The organism is Halomonas eurihalina, assembly GCF_008274785.1.
GTDB lineage: Bacteria > Pseudomonadota > Gammaproteobacteria > Pseudomonadales > Halomonadaceae > Halomonas > Halomonas eurihalina.
In genome coordinates this window covers 1-18180 of the sequence record NZ_VTPU01000009.1, presented here as the reverse complement: position 1 = coordinate 18180, position 18180 = coordinate 1, and the positions used below count along the sequence as shown (strand labels likewise).

Sequence of the window (18180 nt, the reverse complement as noted above, 5' to 3'; positions counted from 1 at the left end):
TGTCGAGAGTTGGCAAGATTACTCAACCGGTGTATGTTGATTAAAACATAACAAGCATGATCCCGATTCGATCAAGGAGGCTGTCATGCCGACTCGACCCCTGGTGGGTGTCATCGCCTGCCGCCGTGAGGTGGAGGGCCATCCGTCACACATGGTCACCGACAAGTATCTGAGCGCCCTGCGCGACTACGGCCTGGCGCCGGTGGTGTTGCCGGTCTGGGAGGACATTGCGCCGGCCGAGATCGAGGCCCTGACCTCGCGGCTCGATGGCCTGGTGCTGACCGGCAGTCATACCAATGTCGAGCCGCAGCGCTATGGTGCCGAGCGGGCTCCGGAGAATACCCGGGCGGATCTCGACCGCGACGCGCTCGCCCTTGCCCTGGTCTCGGTGGCGCTGGAGCGCAGATTGCCCTTGCTGGGTATCTGTCGCGGGTTCCAGGAGATCAACGTGGCGCTCGGCGGCAGCCTGTATCAGGCTGTGCAAAACCAGCCCGGCAAGCTCGACCACCGCGAACCCGAAGGCGACAAGGCGACACGCTATGCGCCGGTGCATGACCTGGACATTCAGCCGGGTGGCATCCTGTCGCGGTTGTTCGAGGCCTCTCGTTCACGCGTCAATTCGCTGCACCAGCAGGGGATCGACAGACTCGCCGATGGCCTCACGGCAGAGGCCGTGGCCCCCGATGGGCTGGTCGAGGCGGTGTCGGTGACCGAGGCCGAGGGGTTCACCCTGGCGGTTCAGTGGCATCCCGAGTGGCAGCCCCGGGAGCACCCGCTCTACGACGCCATCTTCCGAGGCTTCGCCAAAGCCTGCGAGGCGTACCATGGGCAGGTGGCGGCGGTATCGGCCTGAGCCCTTTGCAAGTGCCTCTTGTGAGTCCTTTGCGAAAGGAGAACAACATCATGCAAACCCAAGACTATCAGGCCCTGGATCGCGCCCATCACCTGCATCCCTTCACCGATTTCAAGGCGTTGGGTGAAGAGGGCAGTCGCGTCGTGACCCATGCCGAAGGCGTCTACATCCACGACAGTGAGGGCAACCGAATTCTCGACGGCATGGCCGGGCTTTGGTGCGTGAATCTCGGCTATGGTCGCCGCGAACTGGTCGAGGCGGCAACGGCGCAGCTCGAGCAACTGCCGTACTACAACACCTTCTTCAAGACCACGCATCCGCCCGCGGTGCGCCTGGCCGAGAAACTGTGCGATCTGGCGCCGGCGCACATCAATCATGTGTTCTTCACCGGCTCCGGTTCCGAGGCCAACGACACCGTGCTGCGCATGGTACGGCGCTACTGGGTCTTGAAGGGGCAGCCCGACAAGCAATGGATCATCGGTCGCGAGAACGGCTATCACGGCTCCACTTTGGCTGGCATGAGCCTGGGCGGCATGGCACCGATGCATGCTCAGGGCGGCCCCTGCGTGCCCGGCATCGCCCACATCCGCCAGCCCTACTGGTTCGGCGAGGGCCGGGACATGTCGCCGGAGGCCTTCGGCCAGGCGTGCGCTGAGGCGCTGGAGGAGAAAATCCTCGAGCTCGGTGAGGAGAAGGTGGCCGCTTTCATCGCCGAGCCGGTGCAGGGCGCCGGGGGTGCCATCATGCCACCGGAGAGCTACTGGCCGGCCGTCAAGAAAGTACTGGCGAAATACGACATCCTGCTGGTCGCCGATGAGGTGATCTGCGGCTTCGGGCGACTCGGCGAGTGGTTCGGCAGCCAGCACTATGGTCTCGAGCCCGACCTGATGCCGATCGCCAAGGGGCTGTCCTCCGGCTATCTACCGATCGGCGGCGTGCTGATCGGGGATCGTGTCGCTGAGACGCTGATCGAAGAAGGCGGCGAGTTCTTCCACGGTTTCACCTACTCGGGGCATCCGACCTGTGCCGCCGTGGCGCTCAAAAATCTCGAGCTGCTCGAAGCCGAGGGCGTAGTGGATCGAGTGCGCGACGATCTTGGCCCCTATCTGGCCGAGCGCTGGGCCAGCCTGGCCGATCACCCTATCGTTGGCGAGGCGCGATCCCTGGGCCTGATGGGCGCCCTGGAACTGGTCGCCGACAAGACCACCGGGCAGCGCTTCGACAAGTCGCTGGGCGCCGGTAACCTGTGTCGCGACCTGTGCTCCGCCAATGGCCTGGTGATGCGTTCCGTGGGCGATACCATGATCATTTCGCCGCCGCTGGTGATTCGTCGCGAGGAAATTGACGAACTGGTGGAACTGGCTCGACGGGCCCTGGACGAGACCGCTCGCCAACTGACACACGTGCCGCACACGCAAGAGGAGCCAACCGTATGACCGCTCAATCCGCGATTCTCGCTACCGAGACGCCCGAAACCCATGCTGACTGGCGGGCGCTGGCCGAGCGCTTGCGAACCGAGCGGGGGCTCGAGACCCGCGCCTATATCGACGATGCCTTCGTCGCGGCCATCGGCGGCGAGACCTTCACCACCGCCAATCCGGCCACCGGCGAGCCGCTCGCCGAAGTGGCCAGTTGTGACGCCGCCGATGCCGAGGCGGCGGTGGTTGTGGCCCGTCGCGCCTTCGAGGCCGGCGAATGGTCGCGGCGCGCGCCGGGCGAACGCAAGGCCGTGCTGCTGCGCCTGGCCGAGCTGATGGAGGCGCACCGCCACGAGCTGGCGCTGCTTGACAGCCTGGACATGGGCAAGCCGGTATCGAGCGCCATGGGCGACATGGCCGGCGCCATCGGCTGCATTCGCCACCATGCCGAGTCCATCGACAAGCTCTACGGCGAAATCGCCCCCACCGGCGAGGACAGCCTGGGCCTGGTGATGCGCGAGCCGCTGGGCGTGGTGGCCTCTATCGTGCCCTGGAACTTCCCGCTGATGATGACCGCCTGGAAGATCGGCCCGGCACTCGCCGCCGGCAACAGTGTCATCCTCAAGCCCTCGGAGAAGTCGCCGCTCTCGGCGCTGCGCCTGGCGCAACTGACCCGCGAGGCCGGGCTGCCACGCGGCGTCTTCCAGGTGCTGCCGGGCTTCGGTCATACCGTGGGCAAGGCGCTGGCGCTGTCCATGGAGGTCGACTGCCTGGCCTTCACCGGTTCCACCGGGGTCGGCAAGCAACTGATGCAATACGCCGGCCAGTCGAACCTCAAGAAGGTCTTCCTGGAGTGCGGCGGCAAGAGCCCGAACCTGATCTTCGCCGACTGCAAGGACCTGGATCGGGTGGCCGAGCATGCCGCCGCGGCGATCTTCCACAACCAGGGCGAGGTGTGCATCGCCGGCTCGCGGCTGCTGGTCGAGAATTCGATCCGCGAGGCCTTCGTCGACAAGGTGCTGGCCGCCGCCGAGCGCATGCAGCCCGGCGACCCGCTGGACCCGGCCAGCTTCATGGGCGCGATCGTCGACGAGACGCAGCATGCCCGCATCCTGGAATACATCCGCCGGGGCGTTGAAGAAGGCGCGACCCTGCGCGCCGGCGGCCAGGCACTGGGCGGCGAGGGGCAGAATGGCAAGGGGCTGTTCATCGGCCCGACGGTATTCGACGGCGTCACCGACCGCATGGCCATCGGCCGCGAGGAGATCTTCGGCCCGGTGCTGGCGGTGTTCGGCTTCGACACCGAGGAAGAGGCCGTGCGCCTGGCCAACGACAGCGACTACGGCCTGGCGGCGGGGCTGTGGAGCCAGGACATCGACCGCATCATGCGGGTGACGCGGCGGCTGCGCTCGGGGCAAGTGTTCGTCAACAACTGGGCGGACATGGACCAGACGGTGCCCTTCGGCGGGGTCAAGCAGTCGGGCAACGGCCGTGACAAGTCGCATCACTCGCTGGAGGAGTACTCCGACCTCAAGGCCGTGTGGATGTCGCTGACCCCCGCGCCCTGAGGCGCGACCAGCTTACGAGCACTAAACGAGCACTGATGGGGGGAGTATCTTGCTTCTCTCGAGTTGCCGGCTGTGGTTCGCCACGGCCGGCTTTTTTCGTTTCGAAGGTGGGCAGGAATCTGCGATTCCCGGGGCGCGGTCTCAGAAGCTGCGCGCCGGCGTGGCACAACTGACCAGGCGGCAGGGCGCCTTGCCGATGTTGCGGAAGCGGTGGGGCACATTGGTGTCGAAGTAGTAGGCCTCTCCGGCACCGAGCACGCGGGTTTCGGCGCCGATGGTGATCTCGATCTCGCCTTCCAGCACCACGCCGGCTTCCTCGCCCTGGTGGGCGATCATCTCGCGGCCAGTGTCGGCGCCCGGCGGGTAGGTCTCGATCATGAAGCCCAGGGCACGACTGGCGCGGGTGGCGCCCACCAGCTTGTAGACGACGTCGCCGGTGCCCACGTCGGCCAGTTCGTCAGCCGAGTAGAACACCTGGTCGCGACTCTCCAGATCCATGGTGAAGAAGTCGCCGACGCTCATCGGAATGGCGTCGAGGATCTTCTTCAGCGAGCTCACCGAGGGGCTGACCTTGCCCTGCTCGATGAGCGACAGGCTGGAGTGGGTCACGCCGCAGCGCTTGGCCAGCTCGCGCTGGGAAATGCCACGAAGGTTGCGCAGGGCGCGCAGTCGCGCGCCGACGTCGTCTGCCATGGGGTCTTCCTCGGTCATCGACTCAGCAGTCACCTCAACAGTCCCTTCAACACAGGGCATCGAGTTTTTCCTTCAGCATGGTGTTGACCTGCTGCGGGTTGGCGGTGCCTCGGGAAGCTTTCATTACCTGTCCCACGAAGTAGCCGATCATCTTGCCGCGCTTGTCCGGTTCGGCGTCGCGATACTGGGCGACTTGTCCCGGGCTTTCCTCGATCACCTGGTCGATCATCGCCTCGATGGCACCGGTGTCGGTGACCTGCTTCAGGCCCTTGGCCTCGATGATGGCGTCGGCGCTATTGCCTTCACTTCCGCCCTCGCCGTGCCATAGTGCCTGGAAGACCTGCTTGGCGGCCTTGCCGTTGATGGTGCCGTCGAGCACTCGGACGATCAGTTCGCCGAGCTGGTCGGCGGAGACCGGGCTGTCGGCAATGGCCAGGCCTTCGCGGTTCAGGGCGCCGGAAAGCTCGCCCTGCACCCAGTTGGCGGCTTGCTTGGCGTCGCCGCAAACATCCTTGACCCGCTCAAAATACTCAGCCATGGCGCGGCTCGCCGAGAGTACGCCGGCGTCGTAGGCCGACAGCCCGAACTCGTTCTCGAAGCGGGCGCGCTTGTCGGCCGGCAGTTCCGGCAGATTGTCGCGCAGGTGGTCGACGTAGGCCTGGTCGAGCACTACCGGCAGCAGGTCGGGGCAGGGGAAGTAACGGTAGTCGTTGGCTTCCTCCTTGGTACGCATGCTGCGGGTTTCGTCGGCGTCGGGGTCGTACAGGCGCGTCTCCTGGACCACGTCGCCGCCATCCTCGATCAACTCGACCTGGCGCTCGACCTCGAACTCGATGGCGCGCTCGACGAAGCGGAAGGAGTTGACGTTCTTGATCTCGGCGCGGGTGCCGAAGGCCTCCTGGCCCTTGGGGCGCACCGAGACGTTGACGTCGCAGCGCATCGAGCCCTCGGCCATGTTGCCATCCGAGATACCCAGATAGGTCACGATCGAATGGATGGCCTTGAGGTAGGCGGCGGCCTCCTTGGCCGAGCGCATGTCGGGCTCGGAGACGATCTCCAGCAGCGGTGTGCCGGCGCGGTTGAGGTCGATGCCGGTCATGCCGTGGAAGTCCTCGTGGAGCGACTTGCCGGCGTCTTCCTCGAGGTGGGCGTGATGGATCCGGACCGTTCTGGTGGAGCCATCCTCCAGGTTGATCTCGACCTCGCCGGGGCCGACGATGGGGTCATACATCTGGCTGGTCTGGTAGCCCTTGGGCAGGTCCGGGTAGAAGTAGTTCTTGCGGTCGAAGACCGAGACCTCGGGGATGTCGGCATGGATGCCCAGGCCGAACTGCACGGCCATGGCCACCGCCTGCTCGTTGAGCACCGGCAGTACGCCGGGCAGGCCCAGATCCACGGCGCAGGCCTGACTGTTAGGCTCGGCGCCGAAGGCGGTGGAGGCGCCGGAGAAGATCTTCGAGCGGGTGGCGAGCTGAACGTGGACCTCAAGGCCGATCACGGTTTCCCATTGCATCAGGCGGACTCCTCGGCGAAGGCGGGCCGGCGCAGGTGCCAGTCGGTGGCTTGCTGGAACTGATGGGCGACGTTGAGCAGTTGGGCTTCGGCGAAGTGAGTGCCGAGCACCTGCAGGCCGACGGGCCGGTTGCCGGCGAAGCCGGCGGGCACGCTGATGCCGGGAATGCCGGCCAGGTTGACGGCGATGGTGTAGATGTCCTGCAGATACATCGACACGGGGTCCTTGTTGGCGCCCAGGTCGAAGGCAGGGGTCGGCGAGGCCGGTCCCATCAGCACGTCGACTTCGTCAAAGGCGTCGAGGAAGTCCTGGCGAATCAGCCGCCGAACCTGCTGGGCCTTCTTGTAGTAGGCGTCGAAGAAACCTTCGGAAAGCGTGTGGGTGCCGATCAGGATGCGTCGCTTGACCTCTTCGCCGAAGCCTTCAGCGCGGCTGCGCTTGTAGAGATCAATCAGGTCGGCCGGGTCCTCGCAGCGGTGGCCGAAGCGCACGCCGTCATAGCGCGACAGGTTGGAGGAGGCCTCCGCCGGGGCGATGACGTAGTAGGCCGGGATGGCGTAGTGGGTGTGCGGCAGGCTGACGTCGCGCACCGTGGCGCCGAGCGTCTCAAAGACCTTGATCGCCTCGCGCACCGCACTTTCGACCTCGGGGGACAGGCCATCGCCGAAGTACTCGCGGGGCAGGCCGATCTTGAGGCCGGAGAGAGGGGCGTCGAGGTCGGTGGTGTAATCCGGCACGCCGCGCGCCACGCAGGTGGAGTCGCGGACGTCATGCCCGGCGACGGCGCCGAGCAGATGGGCGCAGTCGGCGGCGCTGCGCGCCAGGGGGCCGGCCTGATCGAGGCTGGAGGCATAGGCGATCATGCCGTAGCGCGAGACTCGCCCGTAGGTGGGCTTGAGGCCGGTGATGCCGCAGAAGGCGGCGGGCTGGCGGATCGAACCACCGGTGTCGGTGCCCATGGCGGCCGGTACCAGGCCGGCGGCCACGGCGGCGGCACTGCCGCCCGACGAACCGCCGGGCACGGCGTCGAGATCCCAAGGATTCTTCACCGGGCCATAGAAGCTGTTCTCGTTGGACGAGCCCATGGCGAACTCGTCCATGTTGGTCTTGCCGAGGCTCACGGTGCCAGCGGCGGCAAGCCTTTCCACGACGCCGGCATCGTAGGGCGCGGCGAAGTTGTCGAGCATGCGAGAGCCGCAGCTGGTCTTGATGCCCCGGGTGCAGAAGATGTCCTTCAGTGCCAGCGGCAGGCCGTTCAGCGGGCCGGCCTCGCCCGTGGCACGGGCGGCATCGGCCCGCTCGGCGGCGGCCAGGGCCTGCTCGGCGGTCACGGTGATGAAGCTGTTGAGACGACCGTCGAGACGGTCGATGCGCCCGAGCAGATCCTGGGTCAGCTCGCGGCTGGAGAACTCGCCGGCACGCAAGCCGGCGGCGAGTTCGGTCAATGTCTTATCGTGCATGGGCCCTGGGCTCCGTGATGACATGGCGTTGACGGCGGTTCGGGGTCATTCGACGACCCGTGGCACCAGGTAGAGGCCGTTTTCCACTGCCGGCGCGCAACGCTGGAAGTCGTCACGCTGGTCGGTTTCGGTCACCTCGTCGGCGCGCAGGCGCTGGGTGGCGTCCAGCGGATGGGCCATGGGCGCGACGCCTTCGGTGTCCAGTGCCTGCAACTGATCGACCATCTCCAGGATGCGGCCGAGGTCGTCGAGGTAATGGGCGGCTTCGCCCTCGTCAAGGCCGAGACGGGCCAGATGGGCGGCCCTGAGAACGTCTGCGTGTTCGATCGCCATGATCGGGTGTCCTCGCGGGGGTGGAGAAAAGAGTGCAAAGTTACCACATCCATGCCGCTGCTGGCAGGGGCGTAAGGTGCCGTTGACACTCGGAGCGCTTGCCGCTTTCGGGGTGCAGTGATACCGTTTGCTCCCGCACAGGGCTTCCGGACTGCACTAGGTAACGAGTTCATGTTCAAACGTTTGAGGGGGTTGTTTTCCAGCGATCTGTCGATCGACCTGGGAACGGCCAATACACTGATTTATGTCCGCGGCCGCGGGATCGTGCTTGACGAGCCTTCGGTCGTGGCGATTCGCCAGTCCGGCAGCATGCGCAGCGTCGCTGCGGTCGGCTCCGACGCCAAGCGGATGCTGGGGCGCACGCCCGGTAACATCACCGCCATTCGTCCGATGAAGGACGGCGTCATTGCCGATTTCACCGTCACCGAGCAGATGTTGCAATATTTCATCCGCAAGGTGCACCAGAGCACCTTCCTGACGCCGAGTCCCAGGGTGCTGGTCTGTGTTCCCTGCATGTCGACCCAGGTGGAGCGCCGCGCGATCAAGGAATCCGCCGAGGGGGCTGGCGCCCGCGAGGTGTTCCTGATCGAGGAACCGATGGCTGCGGCCATCGGCGCCGGCCTGCCGGTCGAGGAAGCGCAGGGCTCGATGGTCGTCGATGTCGGCGGCGGCACCAGCGAAATCGCCATCATCTCGCTCAACGGCGTGGTCTACTCTGAATCCATTCGCATGGGGGGAGATCGCTTCGACGAAGCCATCACCGCCTATGTGCGCCGACACTACGGTAGCCTGATCGGCGAATCCACGGCCGAGCGGATCAAGGAAGAGATCGGTTGTGCCTACCCCGGTGGCGAGTTGCGCGAGATCGACGTGCGTGGCCGCAACCTGGCCGAGGGTATCCCGCGCAGCTTCACGCTCAATTCCCACGAGATTCTCGATGCCCTGCAGGAAACGCTGGGTTCCATCGTCGCGGCCGTGAAGAGTGCCCTGGAGCAGTCACCGCCCGAGCTGGCCTCGGACATCGCCGAGCGCGGTCTGGTATTGACCGGCGGCGGCGCCTTGCTGCGTGATCTGGACAAGCTGATTGCCGAGGAAACCGGCCTGCCGGTCGTGGTTGCCGAGGATCCGCTGACCTGCGTCGCGCGTGGGGGCGGCAAGGCTCTGGAAATGATCGATCAGCGTACTTTCGAGCTGCTTTCCAGCGACTGACCGGGGAGGTTCCCTATCAAGCCGCTGTTCTCGCACGGGTCGGTGCCGTGGTATCGCATGCTGGCGTGTGCGATCCTCGCCATCACCTTGATGTTCGTCGACTTGCGCTTCACGCGCATGGAAACCGTGCGGGCCCAGCTTTCCACGCTGGTCGCGCCGGTGCAGTGGGTGGTGAGTCTGCCCAGTGATGTTCTCAACTGGGGCGCGCTTGCGTTGTCCGAGCAGCGTGCCCTGGTGGACGAGAATCGTCGCCTGCGCGAGCAGATCCTGACGCTGTCGCATCGTGTGCAGCGCATGGCCAGCCTGACCGCCGAGAATGTGCGCCTGCGCGAGCTGCTGTCGGCGACTCAGGAGCGCGACATTCCCTTCATTACCGCCGAACTGCTTTCCCTGGACCCGGATCCCTTTACGCACCGAATGGTGATCGACCGTGGACGTCGTGATGGCGTCTTCGTGGGTCAGCCGGTCATGGATGCTTCGGGGCTGGTGGGTCAGGTCACGGCGGTGTCGGCCTATTCGAGCCGCGTCCTGCTGGTAGCGGACGCCAGTCACGCCCTGCCGATTCAGGTCAATCGCAATGGCCTGCGTTTCGTGATCCAGGGGGCGGGGCGCGACCAGGGGCTCAATGTGCTGCATGTGCCTGATACGGCTGATATCCGCGAGGGCGATCTCCTGGTGACCTCGGGGCTGGCGGGGCGCTTCCCGCCGGGATATCCGGTGGCCCGGGTCGCCGAGGTGGTGCATGACCCCGGCGAGCCCTTCGCCCGGGTCAAGGCCGACCCGGTGGCGAAGCTGCAGCGCTCCCGGCATTTCCTGCTGCTGTTTCCACCCGAGCCGCGCTCTTCCAAAGGCCGCGGCGGCTGGGTGGCGTCGCTGGATCCGTCGGCCGTCGAAGCCGCTCGTCGTGTCGCCGGCGATGTGGGCGAGCACGTCGAGGGGGAGGAGTAAATGGCACGTACGACGACATCTGCCAGCCTGCTCTGGATCTGGTTGACGATGCTGCTGGCGCTTTGCCTGCAGGTCATGCCGCTGGCCGATGGCTGGCAGATCTGGCGTCCCGACTGGCTGGGACTGATGCTGATCTACTGGTGCATGAAGGCGCCGGAGCGGGTCGGTGTCTTTCACGGATTCGTGTTGGGGATTCTGCTCGATCTCATCGAGGGCGTGCCGCTTGGCCAGAATGCCTTGCTGCTGTCGCTGCTGGCGTTTCTTTGTGCCTTGGTCTATCCCCGCTTTCGCGCCTATTCGCTGTTGCAGCAGGCGGTGTTGATCCTGGTCCTGCTGGGCACGGTGCAATTGATCGAGCAATGGCTGCGTACCCTGCTCGGGCCGTTTTCCATCCATCTTTCATTCCTGCTGCCTTCGGTGATCAGTGCGGTGCTGTGGCCCTGGTTGACCACCCTGTTCCGCGCCCTTCGCCGCCGCACCGCCAAGGGCTGATTGGAGTCGCCATGTCTACTTCCTCGAGTCCCTGCATTTGTCTTGCGTCAGCCTCGCCGCGTCGTCGCGAGCTGTTGGCCGGTATCAAGGTCGGTGTTGAGGTGCGACCGGTGGATCTCGACGAGACACCTTTCGATGGAGAGGCGCCCGAGGCGTATGTCACGCGGCTTGCCTGCCAGAAGGCCTCGGCAGGTCACCAGCCTGACGGGTTGCCGACCCTGGGGGCGGATACGGCGGTAGTGCGGAATGGTGAGATTCTCGGCAAGCCGGCGGATGCCGAGCACGCTGCCGCCATGCTGCGTTCTCTGGCGGGGGGCACCCATGAGGTGATGACGGCCGTGGCGGTATGTGGGCCGGCGGGCCTGCTGTCGACCTGTGTGCGCAGCCGGGTGACCCTGCGCGAGATCGACGAGGCGGAGATCGTTGCCTACTGGCGTACCGGCGAGCCCGCCGACAAAGCGGGCGGATACGCCATTCAAGGGCTCGGCGCGGTTTTCGTGACGCATCTCGAGGGAAGTTATTCGGCAGTCGTGGGTCTGCCACTGTGCGAGACCGCCGATCTGCTGTCTCGCCAGGGCGTGCCGCTCTGGAATCGCCTTGTGTCATAATGCCTCGAGTTATTCTCGGGGCATTTATCAGGGCGTTATCAGGATTTCCCCCAGGACTTTTTTCCAGGACAAGGATTCCGCATGAGCGGTGAAGTACTCATCAATTTGACGCCGATGGAGACTCGCGTCGCCGTAGTGGAAAACGGTGTGCTGCAAGAGGCCTTCATCGAGCGTGCCCGGCGTCGAGGTATCGTCGGCAACATCTACAAGGGGCGGGTGGTGCGGGTATTGCCCGGGATGCAGGCCGCCTTCGTCGATATTGGTCTCGATCGTGCCGCTTTCATTCATGCCCATGAGGTGATGTCGCCAGGTACACCTGCGGACGAGCAGGTCTCGATTTCCCAGTTGCTCCATGAAGGACAGGCGCTGGTGGTGCAGGTAACCAAGGATCCCATCGGCACCAAGGGCGCGCGCCTCACCACGCATCTCTCCGTGCCCTCTCGTTATCTGGTTTACATGCCGGATTCTCCGCACAATGGTGTTTCCCAGCGCATCGAGGACGATGGCGAACGCGAGCGCCTGCGGGCCCAGGTCGTGTCGGCCCTGTCGGAGCAGACACTTGAGGTTGACGGGGGCTTCATTGTGCGCACTGCCGCCGAGGGAGTGACCGACGAGGAACTCGCCGGCGACATGCATTTTTTGCTGCGCTTGTGGCGCAAGGTCAGTGAACGGCGTATCACGGCACCTGCGCCGAGCGTCATCTACGATGACTTGCCGCTGTTCATGCGGACCCTGCGCGATGTCATGCGCGATGACATCGAAAAAGTGCGCATCGATTCCCGGGAAAATCACGTCAAACTGCTCGAGTTCGCCGAGGAGTTCATGCCCGATGCCGTCGAGCGCATCGAGCACTATGCCGGCGAACGGCCGATTTTCGACCTGTTCAGCGTCGAGGACGAGATCCAGAAGGCGCTGGCGCGCAAGGTGCAGCTCAAGTCGGGAGGCTATCTGGTCATCGATCCCACCGAGGCGATGACCACCATCGACGTCAACACTGGCGGTTATGTTGGCCACCGCAACCTCGAGGAGACCATCTTCAAGACCAACCTCGAGGCGGCCACCGCCATTGCCCGCCAGCTGCGGCTGCGCAACCTGGGCGGCATCATCATCATCGATTTCATCGACATGGAAGACACCGAGCACCAGCGTCAGGTGTTGCGGGTGCTGGAAAAGGCCCTGGAGCGGGATCACGCCAAGACCAAGTGCACTGGTGTCACCGAGCTTGGCCTGGTGCAGCTGACCCGCAAGCGGACCCGCGAGAGTCTGGAGCAGACGCTATGCGAACCCTGTCCCGCCTGCGAGGGGCGGGGTACCCTCAAGACTCCGGAGTCGGTGTGTTACGAGATCTTCCGCGAGATCCTGCGCGAGGAGCGGGCCTATAGCGCCGAGACCTATACCGTGCTGGCCGCTCAGCCAGTGGTGGATCGGCTGCTCGACGAGGAATCGGCCGCGGTGGCGGATCTCGAAGAGTTCATCAGCAAGACCATTCGCTTCCAGGTAGAATCCCATTACTCCCAGGAGCAGTACGATATCGTACTGATGTAAGCCATGCCGTCGAGCCGCCTGGTCATTCGTTGGTCGTTGACGCTACTGGCCCTGGTCCTGACGCTGGTGGCGGTATTGTTGATCGCTCTGCGGTTGCTGCTGGGGCAGGTCGACCGCCTGTCGCCGCAGATGGAGTCGATACTCGCCTCACGCTTTTCCGCCGAGGTGTCGCTGAATGAAGCGCGGGGGGGTGTAGCCGGTCTTGATCCCTGGTTCGAGATTGCGGACCTGGACTTTCGCTCCCGGAAGGGACTGGGCGACGTGCCGCTGCTGGAGGTCGAACAGGCGAAGCTGCGCCTGGATACCGCGGCCAGCCTGCGTCGCGGTATGCCGGTGCTCGAACAGTCGCGGCTCGAGGGCGTCACCCTGCATCTCTATCAGGATGAGGACCTGAGCTGGCAATGGCCGGCCCCGGCTGATGTGCCGCCGGAGTTGATGCCCCCCGGCGGGTTCGATCTGTCGCGCCTGGACTTCTGGATTGGCGTGCTGCTGCGTCAGCGGGCCTGGGCTGATGACATGCGCGTGGTGTTGCATGGTCGCAAGCGAGTGGCCGTGCTGCATGCGCCGCGCCTGTTGATGACCAGCGACGAGGGGCGTGCCCACCTGGAAGGCGAGGTGCGCTTGCAGGGGCAGCCGGGCACCGCTTTCCAGGCGGTGATGGAATTGCGGCGCGATACCGGCAACGGCTTCGATGCCGACCTGCAGGCGGATATGCAGCTCGAAAGCCTGATCGGACTCTCGGCACTGCTGGGCTTCGACGACATCCTGCGTTTCGACGACGCGAGCGGCGAGGCGCGTCTGTGGGGCAACTGGCAGGATGGGCGGCTAGGCGACGTGCGCCTCAACGTGACGTCACCGCGACTGGCCCTGAATAGGGACGTGCCTGCCGAGGCCGAGCGGGCTGGTATCGTGCTCGACGACGTGAGCCTGCAAGGCCAGTGGTTGCGCGATGCTGAAGGCGATGGCTGGGAAGCCTGGTTCGCGGGCGACGCGCGTAGCGTCGATTCCCCCTATGAGAACACTTCCGGGCCACCGTTGCCGCGCTACTGGCATGTGCGAGGCGAGGGGGGAGACTGGTGGGCCACCGGCAGCGGTTTCGAGCTCGGGGCGTTATCCGCCTGGCGCGATCGATTGCCGCTGCCCGAAGGGTTGGTACGCACCGTGCGGGCACTGTCGCCCCGTGGCCAGGTCGATGCCCTGGGCCTGGGGCGTCGCGATGGCCAGTGGCAGGCGCGCGTCAGTGCCACGGATGTTTCGGTGTCGCCCTGGCAGGATGCGCCGGGGGGTGGGCCACTGGATATCTGGCTGGAAGCCGATGGCACCGAGGGCAAGGTGCGTTTCGTGGACAGCGGCGGAGCCGAGCTTTCCTTCCCCGACATCTTTGCCGCCCCCATGGCACTCGACAGTGCCAGCGGCGAGGTGGTGTGGTCCTACGCAGGCGCGCGCAGTTTCGTCAGCGGGCGCGACCTGGCGGTCGAATGGAACGGTGCCAGCGTCGAGGGTGCCTTCGGGCTGGTCACCGGCGGGGATGAGCCCGGTGGCTTCGGTCTGCAACTGGATTTCCGCGACGTCGACGCGCTGAGCCGCCCCCTGACCGATTGGCTGCCCATGCCGGTGCTGCGCGAGGAGGTCGATGCCGAACTCGCCGACTGGCTGGCCGGAGGGTTGGCCGGCAAGGTGCCGAAAGGGGCGCTGAGCCTGCACGTGCCGATCACCGAGACACCCGAGGGGGCGGCCGAGAAGGCGAACGACGAGAGCGACGCGTTGCTGCAGCTCGAGCTCGATATCGAGCAGGGGCATCTGCCCTTCGATCCGGAATGGCCGGCGCTCGAGGACGTGCGCGGGCATCTGAGCGTGACCGAGGAAGCGGTCAGCGCCGAGGTCGAGCATGCCGAGAGCCTGGGCGTCCAGACGCAGGGGGCAAGCGTGGAGATGCAGGGGGACAAGGTGCTGCAGGTGCGCGGGCCGCTTTCTGCCTCGGCGACGGCCTTGGCACGCTATCTCGCCGCCGTGCCCGCTGACGGCATGGATATGGTCGCCGACTGGCGTGGCGAGGGCGAGGTGACGGGAAAGCTGGATCTCGCGGTGCCGCTGTCCGGCTCCGGGGCCCTGTCGCTCGACATCGAAGGGCAGGCATCGTTTGCGACCCTGACCCACGAGCCGACCTCGCTGACCTTCGAATCACTCTCCGGGCCGCTTGCCTGGCGGCAGCGCGGTGAGGATGGCGGGCTGAGCGGCCAGTTGACAGGGCGCCTGCTGGGTGGCCCCTTCGACGCCGATATCGATACCGCCGGCGAGGGTATCGCCATGTCGGGTACCGCCTCTGCCGAGTCGCTGCTTGGCCTCGGCGCGCCATCGGGCGCGGCGTCGCTGATCAGCGGCGAGACGCCCTGGCGGGGCCGGCTCGGGATCGATGGGCCGAACCCGACTCTGACCTTGGATAGCGAACTGCGCGGCTTGGGCATCGACCTGCCCGACCCGCTCGGCAAGGCGCCGGCCACGTCTCGCTCCCTGCATCTGGATATCGCGCTGGCCGACCGAACGCGGCTGTCGGGCCGGCTGGGCTCGAACCTCGGTCTGCGTTGGCATCAGGGCGCGACCGATCGCGGGCAGGTCTGGATCGGCCGTGATGCACCGTCCGACTGGCCGACCGCCCCCGGCTGGTCGGTGCAGGCCTATTTGCCTCGACTGGTGCCAGCAGCTTGGGGGAGTGCCTTGTCGCCTTTGCTAGGCGGCGGTGGAAATGGCGGCAGTGGTGGTTCCGATATCAGCGTATCGCGGGTGACGCTGGATACCGATTGCCTGAGCGTCGGCGAGCGCTGCCTGGGCTCGCTGATCGTCGATGGCGGTCCCGTGGGCGATGGCTGGCGGCTGGCCCTGGATGGCAGCCTGCTGTCGGGACGCCTCGAGTATCGGCCGCGCCGCCATGCGCCCCTGGACATCAGTCTCGATCGCTTGCGTCTGGATGATCTGGTGCCCGACGACAGTGTCGCCGCAACATCACAGGACTCCGGGCAGTTGTTCCAGGAGCTCGATGTGCCGCCGACTCCGATAGCGATGCCGGACGGAATCGGCAAGGTGCCGGCCGGGCAGCTCAGCGTCGCGTCGTTGCACTGGCAGTCGAGCACCTTCGGGCCGTTCAGCGCCAACTGGCGGACATCCCCCGATCAATTGGTCCTGGATCCCGTGTCGCTCAGCCTCGGCGAGATCGATGCCCGAGGCAATCTGACCTGGGAGGCCTCCGGCCCCGAAGCTAGCCTGACACGCTCGCGGCTCTCTCTGGAAGGCGGCGATGTCGGCACGGCGCTGCGGGCCCTGGATCAGCCGGTGGCCGTGAATAGCGCCGAGACTCAGGTCACCAGCCAACTGGCCTGGCCCGGAGCTCCCTGGCAGTTCGCCCTGTCGCGGTCCCGTGGCAATCTGGGCATCGAGCTGCGCGATGGGCGCTTCGTCAACCTCGATTCGCCCTCGGCCCGACTGGTTGGACTGCTGAACGTGGACAACCTCCTGCGCCGCCTGCGGCTGGATTTCTCCGATGTCACCGGGCGTGGCACCGCCTTCGACCGTGTCAGCGGCAACGCAACCCTGTATGGTGGAGTGCTGGAAACACGCGGTCCGGTGACGATCGATGGCGCCGCCACTCACTTCACCCTGGATGGCAGTGTCGACCTGGCGCGCCGGGAACTCGATCAGCGACTCGGCGTCACAGTGCCCGTGAGCAATAACCTGCCTCTGGCGGCGGTGATCGCCGGCGCTCCGGTGGTGGGTGGCGCGCTATTCGTCGCCGACAAGATCTTCGGCGATGTCATCGACCGCGTGACCCGAATTCACTATCGCGTGCGGGGCCCATGGACCTCGCCGCACATCTCTCTGGAAAGTGCCGAATGACATCACAGACGTCTTCCATGCTCGACCAGGCCGGCGAGATACTGCTCGCGCCCGGTGGTCTCGATCTCGATAGCCTGGATGCTGGGCTTGGCCAGGCCCTGGGCCCCGGCATCGATTATGCCGATCTCTATTTCCAGCGCAGCTGGCACGAGGGCTGGTCGCTCGAGGATGGCGAAGTCAAGGAGGCCAGCTATAACATCGATGGTGGCGTCGGCGTGCGCGCCATGGCCGGCGAGAAGACAGGGTTCGCCTACTCCAACCAGATTACCGCCGACGCTTTGGCCGAGACCGGTCGTACGGCGTCGGGCATCGTCAGAAGCGGTGAGCGCCTGGCGACGGCGCCACGCATCCAGGTGGGTGCCGAGGCGCGTTATGTTGGCGTCGACCCACTGACTGGCCTGTCTGCCGAGGACAAGATCGCCATGCTCAAGCTGGCCGATCGCGTGGCCCGTGCGGCTGACCCGGCCGTGGAGCAGGTCAGTGCCTCGCTGAGCGGCGTGCACGAGGTGGTGCTGGTGCGGGCCAGTGACGGCACCCAGGCAGTGGATATCCGCCCCCTGGTGCGCTTCAACGTCAGCGTCATTGTGGTGCGCAATGGACGCCGTGAGCGCGGTAGCGCCGGCGGTGGCGGGCGTTATCCCATGTCCCGGCTGCGCGACGACAATGTCGCCGAGCGCTTCGCCAAGGAGGCCGTGCGGCAGGCGCTGGTCAATCTGGAGGCGGTCGATGCCCCGGCCGGACAGATGCCGGTGGTCCTTGGGGCCGGTTGGCCGGGAATCCTGCTCCACGAGGCGGTGGGCCATGGCCTCGAGGGCGATTTCAATCGCAAGGGCAGCTCCGCCTTCGCCGGTCGCATGGGCGAGCGCGTGGCTGCTCCCGGTGTCACCGTGGTTGACGATGCGACCCTGGCCGACCGTCGCGGCTCGCTGAGCGTCGACGACGAAGGTACGCCGGGGCAATGCACGCCGCTGATCGAGGATGGCATCCTCACCGGCTACATGCAGGACAAGCTCAACGCGCGCCTGATGGGCATGGCGCCCACCGGCAACGCGCGTCGCGAGTCCTTCGCCCACCTGCCGATGCCGCGCATGACCAATACCTACATGCAGGCCGGACAGGATGATCCCGCTGATATCATTGGCAGCGTCGATCGCGGGATCTACGCGGTGAGCTTTGGCGGCGGCCAGGTGGACATCACCTCCGGCAAGTTCGTGTTCTCGGCCAGCGAGGCGTACTTGATCGAGGGCGGGCGCATTACCGCGCCGGTGAAGGGCGCGACCCTGATCGGCAACGGCCCCGAAGCCATGAGCCGGGTGTCGATGATCGGCCACGACATGGAACTGGATACCGGCATCGGGGTCTGCGGCAAGGAAGGCCAGGGCGTACCGGTCGGAGTGGGCCAGCCGACGCTGAAGCTGGATGAACTGACCGTCGGCGGAACGCAATCCTGAGCTACGAGCTACGAGCTACGAACTACGAACTACGAACTACGAACTACGAACTACGAACTACGAACTACGAACTACGAACTACGAACTACGAGCTACGAGCTACGAGCTACGAACTACGAGCTACGAGCTACGAGCTACAAGCTACGAGCTACGAGCTACGAGATACGGGGTTGAAGATATCTCTTAGCAGCTAGTGTGGGG

General features: G+C 65.6%; 14 protein-coding genes. 10 read left to right on the top strand and 4 right to left on the bottom strand.

The window, feature by feature from the left end; all coding sequences use genetic code 11:
• Positions 1 to 85: 85 nt before the first annotated feature.
• From FZZ93_RS10250 to FZZ93_RS10240, 3 genes are read left to right on the top strand one after another with little or no spacing between them, the layout of a single operon-like run.
• Entirely contained in the window at positions 86 to 853 is a 768-nt protein-coding gene (locus FZZ93_RS10250; RefSeq protein ID WP_149322237.1) for a gamma-glutamyl-gamma-aminobutyrate hydrolase family protein, read from the top strand.
• Positions 854 to 903: 50 nt separating this feature from the next.
• Positions 904 to 2289: an aspartate aminotransferase family protein gene (locus FZZ93_RS10245; protein ID WP_149322236.1), complete on the top strand. Its 1386-nt coding sequence runs from the start codon at positions 904 to 906 to the stop codon at positions 2287 to 2289.
• Positions 2286 to 3839, top strand: a complete 1554-nt coding sequence (locus FZZ93_RS10240; protein WP_149322235.1) for an aldehyde dehydrogenase — start codon at positions 2286 to 2288, stop codon at positions 3837 to 3839. Before FZZ93_RS10245 ends, FZZ93_RS10240 begins: the two co-directional genes overlap by 4 nt.
• A 141-nt stretch (positions 3840 to 3980) precedes the next feature.
• Here FZZ93_RS10240 and FZZ93_RS10235 read toward each other — a convergent pair whose 3' ends face one another.
• The 4 genes from FZZ93_RS10235 to gatC are packed head-to-tail and all read right to left on the bottom strand — an operon-like array spanning position 3981 to position 7838.
• Entirely contained in the window at positions 3981 to 4532 is a 552-nt protein-coding gene (locus FZZ93_RS10235; protein WP_149322234.1) for a cupin domain-containing protein, read from the bottom strand.
• 46 nt (positions 4533 to 4578) lie between these two features.
• Positions 4579 to 6045, bottom strand: a complete 1467-nt coding sequence (gene gatB, locus FZZ93_RS10230; protein ID WP_149322233.1) for an Asp-tRNA(Asn)/Glu-tRNA(Gln) amidotransferase subunit GatB — start codon at positions 6043 to 6045, stop codon at positions 4579 to 4581.
• Entirely contained in the window at positions 6045 to 7505 is a 1461-nt protein-coding gene (gatA, locus tag FZZ93_RS10225) for an Asp-tRNA(Asn)/Glu-tRNA(Gln) amidotransferase subunit GatA (protein ID WP_149322232.1), read from the bottom strand. Before gatA ends, gatB begins: the two co-directional genes overlap by 1 nt.
• 45 nt (positions 7506 to 7550) lie before the next feature.
• Positions 7551 to 7838: an Asp-tRNA(Asn)/Glu-tRNA(Gln) amidotransferase subunit GatC gene (gene gatC / locus FZZ93_RS10220; protein WP_064698865.1), complete on the bottom strand. Its 288-nt coding sequence runs from the start codon at positions 7836 to 7838 to the stop codon at positions 7551 to 7553.
• A 171-nt stretch (positions 7839 to 8009) separates the two neighbouring features.
• On the opposite strand from gatC, the gene FZZ93_RS10215 reads away from it, so the two are divergent.
• The 7 genes from FZZ93_RS10215 to tldD all read left to right on the top strand — a co-directional run bounded on the left by FZZ93_RS10215 (position 8010) and on the right by tldD (position 17979).
• On the top strand, positions 8010 to 9047 hold the full coding sequence (locus FZZ93_RS10215; protein ID WP_149322231.1) for a rod shape-determining protein: 1038 nt from the start codon (positions 8010 to 8012) through the stop codon (positions 9045 to 9047).
• Between the two features lie 57 nt (positions 9048 to 9104).
• Positions 9105 to 9995, top strand: coding sequence for a rod shape-determining protein MreC (gene mreC, locus FZZ93_RS10210; protein ID WP_149322230.1), 891 nt, complete (start codon positions 9105 to 9107; stop codon positions 9993 to 9995).
• On the top strand, positions 9996 to 10487 hold the full coding sequence (mreD, locus tag FZZ93_RS10205; RefSeq protein WP_149322229.1) for a rod shape-determining protein MreD: 492 nt from the start codon (positions 9996 to 9998) through the stop codon (positions 10485 to 10487).
• An 11-nt stretch (positions 10488 to 10498) separates the two neighbouring features.
• Entirely contained in the window at positions 10499 to 11095 is a 597-nt protein-coding gene (locus FZZ93_RS10200; protein WP_149322228.1) for a Maf family protein, read from the top strand.
• An 81-nt stretch (positions 11096 to 11176) separates the two neighbouring features.
• Positions 11177 to 12640 carry a ribonuclease G gene (rng, locus tag FZZ93_RS10195; RefSeq protein ID WP_149322227.1) on the top strand — a complete coding sequence of 488 codons (1464 nt, stop codon included), beginning with the start codon at positions 11177 to 11179 and terminating at the stop codon, positions 12638 to 12640.
• A 3-nt stretch (positions 12641 to 12643) separates the two neighbouring features.
• Positions 12644 to 16528 carry a YhdP family phospholipid transporter gene (locus tag FZZ93_RS10190; protein ID WP_149322226.1) on the top strand — a complete coding sequence of 1295 codons (3885 nt, stop codon included), beginning with the start codon at positions 12644 to 12646 and terminating at the stop codon, positions 16526 to 16528.
• Positions 16525 to 17979, top strand: a complete 1455-nt coding sequence (gene tldD / locus FZZ93_RS10185) for a metalloprotease TldD (RefSeq protein ID WP_149322225.1) — start codon at positions 16525 to 16527, stop codon at positions 17977 to 17979. Before FZZ93_RS10190 ends, tldD begins: the two co-directional genes overlap by 4 nt.
• The last annotated feature ends 201 nt before the right edge of the window (positions 17980 to 18180 follow it).

Bases quoted from the DNA above. Each gene is read 5' to 3' on its own strand.
- mreC (WP_149322230.1), top strand. From the start codon at position 9,105: ATGCTGGCGTGTGCGATCCTCGCCATCACCTTGATGTTCGTCGACTTG.
- rng (WP_149322227.1), top strand. From the start codon at position 11,177: ATGAGCGGTGAAGTACTCATCAATTTGACGCCGATGGAGACTCGCGTC.
- FZZ93_RS10200 (WP_149322228.1), top strand. From the start codon at position 10,499: ATGTCTACTTCCTCGAGTCCCTGCATTTGTCTTGCGTCAGCCTCGCCG.
- FZZ93_RS10240 (WP_149322235.1), top strand. From the start codon at position 2,286: ATGACCGCTCAATCCGCGATTCTCGCTACCGAGACGCCCGAAACCCAT.
- FZZ93_RS10235 (WP_149322234.1), bottom strand. From the start codon at position 4,532: ATGGCAGACGACGTCGGCGCGCGACTGCGCGCCCTGCGCAACCTTCGT.
- gatA (WP_149322232.1), bottom strand. From the start codon at position 7,505: ATGCACGATAAGACATTGACCGAACTCGCCGCCGGCTTGCGTGCCGGC.
- mreD (WP_149322229.1), top strand. From the start codon at position 9,996: ATGGCACGTACGACGACATCTGCCAGCCTGCTCTGGATCTGGTTGACG.
- FZZ93_RS10250 (WP_149322237.1), top strand. From the start codon at position 86: ATGCCGACTCGACCCCTGGTGGGTGTCATCGCCTGCCGCCGTGAGGTG.
- FZZ93_RS10215 (WP_149322231.1), top strand. From the start codon at position 8,010: ATGTTCAAACGTTTGAGGGGGTTGTTTTCCAGCGATCTGTCGATCGAC.
- gatB (WP_149322233.1), bottom strand. From the start codon at position 6,045: ATGCAATGGGAAACCGTGATCGGCCTTGAGGTCCACGTTCAGCTCGCC.
- FZZ93_RS10190 (WP_149322226.1), top strand. From the start codon at position 12,644: ATGCCGTCGAGCCGCCTGGTCATTCGTTGGTCGTTGACGCTACTGGCC.
- tldD (WP_149322225.1), top strand. From the start codon at position 16,525: ATGACATCACAGACGTCTTCCATGCTCGACCAGGCCGGCGAGATACTG.
- gatC (WP_064698865.1), bottom strand. From the start codon at position 7,838: ATGGCGATCGAACACGCAGACGTTCTCAGGGCCGCCCATCTGGCCCGT.
- FZZ93_RS10245 (WP_149322236.1), top strand. From the start codon at position 904: ATGCAAACCCAAGACTATCAGGCCCTGGATCGCGCCCATCACCTGCAT.